The 3,522-nt window shown below is 69.8% G+C and carries 4 protein-coding genes; all 4 read left to right on the plus strand.

Annotation, left to right across the window (positions count from 1 at the left end; translation table 11 throughout):
* Positions 1–503, plus strand: a 503-nt coding sequence (locus GJV64_RS12665; protein ID WP_328799188.1) for a phosphopantothenoylcysteine decarboxylase domain-containing protein, incomplete at its 5' end; no start/stop codon positions are given.
* Positions 500–949: a dUTP diphosphatase gene (gene dut, locus GJV64_RS12670; RefSeq protein WP_164157648.1), complete on the plus strand. Its 450-nt coding sequence runs from the start codon at positions 500–502 to the stop codon at positions 947–949. The genes GJV64_RS12665 and dut, both read left to right, overlap by 4 nt.
* Positions 946–1,701: a HesA/MoeB/ThiF family protein gene (locus GJV64_RS12675; protein WP_164157650.1), complete on the plus strand. Its 756-nt coding sequence runs from the start codon at positions 946–948 to the stop codon at positions 1,699–1,701. Before dut ends, GJV64_RS12675 begins: the two co-directional genes overlap by 4 nt.
* Before the next feature lie 165 nt (positions 1,702–1,866).
* Positions 1,867–3,522 (plus strand): transglycosylase domain-containing protein (locus tag GJV64_RS12680; RefSeq protein ID WP_235927742.1); only part of this gene is annotated, 1,656 nt, incomplete at its 3' end.

Here is a 3,522-nt window from a genome sequence, read left to right on the forward strand (position 1 = left end):
GGCCGGTCAGCCTGCCGACCCCGGCCGGTGTAAGCCGCGTGGACGTGACGACGGCGCGCCAGATGCAGGCTGCGTGCGAGGCGGCGCTGCCGGCCGATATCGCGGTGATGGTCGCCGCCGTAGCCGACTGGCGGGCGGAGGCGGCACCGGCCAAGCTGAAGAAGGCAGGCGGCGCGCCGCCTGCCCTGGCGCTGGTCGAGAACCCCGACATATTGGCCGGCATCGGCCACCATGCGCAGCGCCCGGCGCTGGTGGTGGGCTTCGCGGCGGAAACCCCGAAGGACCCCGCCGAATTGATCTCCCACGCCGGCGCCAAGCGGGAACGCAAGGGCGCGGACTGGATCGTGGCCAACGACGTGACCGACGGCGTGTTCGGCACCGACAGCAATCATGTCCACCTCGTTACCGCCAGTGGCGCGCAGGACTGGGGTGCCGCCTCGAAACAGGCAGTGGCCGACCGGCTGGCAGACGCGATCGCCAGTCATTTCCAGAGCTTCCTATGATCCGCATCCCGATCACGATCCTGCCCCATGGTCAGGGCCTACCCCTGCCCGCCTATGCAACGCCCGGCGCCGCCGGCATGGACGCGGTGGCCGCCGTTACAGAGACGGTGATGCTGGCGCCCGGCGCGCGCTTTGCCGTGCCGCTGGGCTTCTGCATGGCCATCCCCGAGGGGTTTGAGGTGCAGGTGCGCCCCCGCTCCGGCCTGGCGCTGAAACACGGCATCACCGTGCCCAACAGCCCCGGCACCATCGACAGCGACTATCGCGGCGAGGTCAAGGCGCTGCTCATCAACCTGGGCAGCGAGCCGTTCGCGATCGAGCGCGGAATGCGCATCTGCCAGCTGGTGCCTGCCGCTGTCACCCGCGCCGGCCTGGCGGTGGTTGACGCACTCGATGACACGGCGCGTGGGTCGGGCGGTTTCGGTTCCACCGGCATCGGTTCATGAATTTTTCCGACGACGAGTTGGAGCGTTATGCGCGCCACATCGTGCTGCCGGGCTTTGGCGGCGCAGGCCAAGCGGCGCTGAAGCGTGCCCGGGTCGCGGTGGTGGGCGCCGGCGGGCTGGGCAGCCCCTGCCTCCTGCACCTCGCCGCCGCCGGGATCGGCCGCCTCACCATCATCGATGACGACACGGTTGCCCTGTCGAACCTGCAGCGGCAGGTGATGTTCGGCACGGCCGACGTCGGCGCCCCAAAGGCCGAGGCCGCCGCCGCCCGCCTGCACGCGCTCAACCCGCATGTCGAGACGGTGGCGGTGCCACTGCGGCTGGATGGCGACAATGTCGATGCGCTGCTCGCCGGGCATGACCTGGTGATCGACGGCAGCGACAGTTTTGCCACGCGGCTGGCGGTGGCCGATGCCGCGCTGGCGCTGCGCGTGCCCCTGGTGTCGGGCGCGGTGGGGCCGATGGATGGCCAGGCGGCGCTGTTCGCCGGCCATCTGGCCGATGCGCCCTGCTATCGCTGCTTTGTCGGCTCGCCCGAAGATGATCCGGCCCGCAGCTGCGCCGCCACCGGCGTGCTGGGCGCACTCACCGGCATGATCGGCAGCCTGATGGCGCTGCTGGCGATCCGTCAGCTGGCCGGGTTGGGCGCCGAGGCTGCCGGGCAGATCTTGCTGTTCGACGCCACCAGCCTTGCCATGCGCCGCATCGCCCTGCCCAAGGACCCCGCCTGCCCCGCCTGTTCCGCCGCATAGCTGCCGTATTTCATCGCTAACACACCTCCCGTGCCCCCCACCAAGCCTCCTGCAAGATCGTCCCGCCGTCGCACGCCCCGCGTCTGGGCGGCGACCCTGCTGAAGGCTGGGCTCGCCATCGGCCTCGCCGCCGTTCTGGCGCTGGTGGTCGCCGTGGCGCTTGCCATGCAGTCGCTCCCCGAATTCGAGACGCTGAAGAAGAGCCCGAACGGCCAGCCGGTGGAGATCCTCGCCGATGATGGCAGCGTGCTGGCCAGCTTCGGCCCCAGCTATGGCGAATGGCTGCGCTATGCCGAGATCCCGGCGACCATGAAGAACGCCATGATTGCCGTGGAGGACCGGCGCTTCTGGTATCACCCCGGCATCGACCCGATCGGCATCGCCCGCGCCTTCGTGGTCAATGCCACGCGCGGGGATCGCTCGCAGGGCGCTTCCACCATCACCCAGCAGCTGGCGCGCAACCTGTTCCTCACCGCGTCGAAGGATTACACGCGCAAGCTGAGAGAGGTGGTGCTGGCGCTGGCCATGGAGCGCAGCTACTCCAAGGAAGCCATCCTGGAGCTCTATCTCAACCGCGTCTATTTCGGCGGCGGCGCCTACGGAATCGATGCCGCGTCACGCAAATTTTATGGCCACAGCGCGCGCCGCCTGCGGCTGGAGGAGGCGGCGATCATCGCCGGGCTGGTGAAGGCGCCGTCACGCTTTTCCCCATCGGCCGATGCCGAGGCCGCGCGCCGCCGGGCCGCCACCGTGATCGCCGTGATGGTGGAGAACGGCGGCCTGACCCCAGGCGAGGCCGCAGCCGCCGATCCGCAGTTGGTGCGCTTTGCCCCGCAGGGCCGCGCGGCCGGCGTGCGCTATTTCACCGATTGGGTGCTGAGCGAACTGGAAACACTGGTCGACGAGACCGAGGAGCCGCTGCGTGTGGAAACCACGCTGAACGCGCAGGGCCAGCGCTGGGCCGAAGCCGCAATCCGCGCCGAGGCACCGAAGGGCGCGCAGGGTGCGCTTGTGGCGCTTGACCGCAATGGCGGCGTCAAGGCGATGGTCGGCGGCACCGATTATGTGCGGTCGAACTACAACCGGGCGATCGTGGCACGGCGCCAGCCCGGATCGGCGTTCAAGTTCTTCGTCTATGCCGCCGCCATCGAATCCGGCGTGACCCCCGAAGACGGGATGGAAGACCGGCCGGTGACCATCGGCAACTGGAGCCCGCGCAACGACAACCGCCAGTTCATCGGGCCCGTCACCGTGCGCGAGGCCTTTGCCCGCTCGATCAACACGGTGGCGGTGCAGCTGGCCGAGCAGGTGGGCTTTGACACGGTGGCCGAAATGGCCCGCCGTTTCGGCATCACCACGCCGATCAGCCGGCAGCCGGCGATGGCGCTCGGCGCCTCCGAAGTCACGCTGTTCGAGATGACCAATGCCTATGCCACCGTGGCCAATGGCGGCCTCGAACACCCGCCCCATGCCATCACGCGGGTGACCACCGGCAGCGGCCGCGTGCTGTTCGACCGTGGCGAGGGCGACACTCGGCAGGTGGTGGCCCCCGTGGTCGCTGCCCGCATGACCCAGTTGATGCAGGCGGCCGTGGAGGAAGGCACTGCCAGAGCGGCCCAGATCGGACGGCCACTGGCCGGCAAGACCGGCACCACCAGCAGCAACAAGGATGCCTGGTTCATCGGCTTTTCAAGCGGGCTGACCACAGGCGTGTGGATGGGCCGCGACGATGCCAGGCCGATCCGCGGCCTCGCCGGCGGGCGGGCGCCAGCGCGGGCCTTCGCGCAGTACATGGCGCGCGCCGTGGGTGGCACCCCGCCC

It is taken from the genome of Sandarakinorhabdus rubra (assembly GCF_010994245.1).
In the GTDB taxonomy this organism is placed as follows: domain Bacteria; phylum Pseudomonadota; class Alphaproteobacteria; order Sphingomonadales; family Sphingomonadaceae; genus Sandarakinorhabdus; species Sandarakinorhabdus rubra.